Here is a 1624-nt window from a genome sequence, read left to right as displayed (position 1 = left end):
CCAACGCCGGCACCGGCTGCTGGTCAGTCACCAGGCAGTCCACCAGGCTGATCGGCCCCAGGCGAATCATGGCATTGCGCCCGAATTTGCTGGAGTCCGCCGCCAGGATCACCTGCCGCGCATTGGCGATGATTGCCTGGGAAACCCGCACCTCCTGGTAATCGAAGTCCAGCAGGCTGCCGTCCTCGTCGATCCCGCTGATGCCCACCAGGGCAAAGTCGACCTTGAACTGGTTGATGAAGTCGACACTGGCCTGGCCCACCACACCACCGTCACGGCGCACATTGCCGCCGGTGAGCAACACATCGAAGTCGTCCTTGGCACTGAGCATGGTGGCGACGTTGAGGTTGTTGGTGATGATTTTCAGGTGGCTGTGATTGAGCAGCGCACGGGCGATGGATTCGGTGGTGGTGCCGATGTTGATGAACAGCGAGGCATGATCGGGAATCTGCGCGGCGATGGCTTCACCGATGCGTTGCTTCTCGTCGCGCATCTGGTCGGCACGCATGGCGTACGCGGTGTTCTCGACACTGGAGTCATAGGCTGCGCCGCCGTGGTAGCGGCGCAACAGGTTGGCGTCCGCCAGCTGGTTGATATCGCGGCGGATGGTTTGCGGGGTGACAACGAATAGCTGCGCCATTTCCTCGATACTGACGTACCCGCGTTCGCGGACCAGTTCGAGGATTTGTTGTTGGCGGGGAGGCAGATTCATGGGGCGTCCTTTGGGCTGCCATACAAAAGTGGCCCATGATGACGCAGGAATCCGCTCCCTGCCAGTTACAACCTGCCGTAAGCCAGCGCTTGGCTTATTCGGCGCCTTCGTGCGGCTCCCAGTCACGGGTGCGGCTCACAGCTTTTTGCCAGCCGGCGTAGAGTTTCTCTTTGGCCGCCTCGTCCAGCTGTGGCTCGAACTCGCGCTCGATTACCGCCTTGCCGCGCAACTCGTCCAGGCTGCCCCAGAAGCCACACGCCAGGCCCGCCAGGTAGGCTGCGCCGAGGGCGGTGGTCTCGCGCATTTGCGGGCGTTCTACCTGGGTGCCGAGGATGTCGGCCTGGAATTGCATCAGGAAGTTGTTGGCAACCGCGCCGCCGTCCACGCGCAGGGCCTTGAGGCGTTCGCCCGAGTCCTGTTGCATGGCGTCGAGGACGTCGCGGGTCTGGTAGGCAATCGACTCCAGGGCTGCGCGAATAATGTGGTCTACGCGTACGCCACGGGTCAGGCCGAACAGTGCGCCACGGGCATACGGGTCCCAGTAGGGCGCGCCGAGACCGGTGAAAGCGGGTACCAGGTACACGCCGTTGCTGTCCTTGACCTTGCCGGCAAAGTATTCGGTGTCGTGGGCATCGTTGATGATCTTCAGCTCGTCACGTAGCCATTGCACGGTGGAGCCACCGTTGAAGACCGCGCCTTCCAGGGCATAGGCCACCTCACCGCGCGGGCCGCAGGCAATGGTGGTGAGCATGCCGTGCTTGGATTTCACCGCCTTGTCGCCGGTGTTCATCAGCAGGAAGCAGCCGGTGCCGTAGGTGTTCTTGGCCTGGCCCGCTTCCACGCACATCTGGCCAAACAGGGCCGCTTGCTGGTCGCCGGCAATGCCACCGATAGCGATGCCGCTCTTGGTAC

The 1624-nt window shown here is 62.8% G+C and carries 2 protein-coding genes; both read right to left on the bottom strand.

All coding sequences use genetic code 11. The features are described 5' to 3' along the window. The coding region (locus BKD70_RS22670; RefSeq protein ID WP_070415439.1) for a DeoR family transcriptional regulator at positions 1 to 712 on the bottom strand (712 nt) is incomplete at its 3' end. Positions 713 to 806: 94 nt separating this feature from the next. Continuing rightward, a partial coding sequence (locus BKD70_RS22665) for an FGGY-family carbohydrate kinase (RefSeq protein ID WP_256543216.1) occupies positions 807 to 1624 on the bottom strand: 818 nt, incomplete at its 5' end.

Source organism: Pseudomonas sp. BS-2016, from assembly GCF_001806145.1.
Classification (GTDB): Bacteria; Pseudomonadota; Gammaproteobacteria; order Pseudomonadales; family Pseudomonadaceae; genus Aquipseudomonas; species Aquipseudomonas lundensis.
This window is presented reverse-complemented; position numbering and strand designations above follow the sequence as displayed.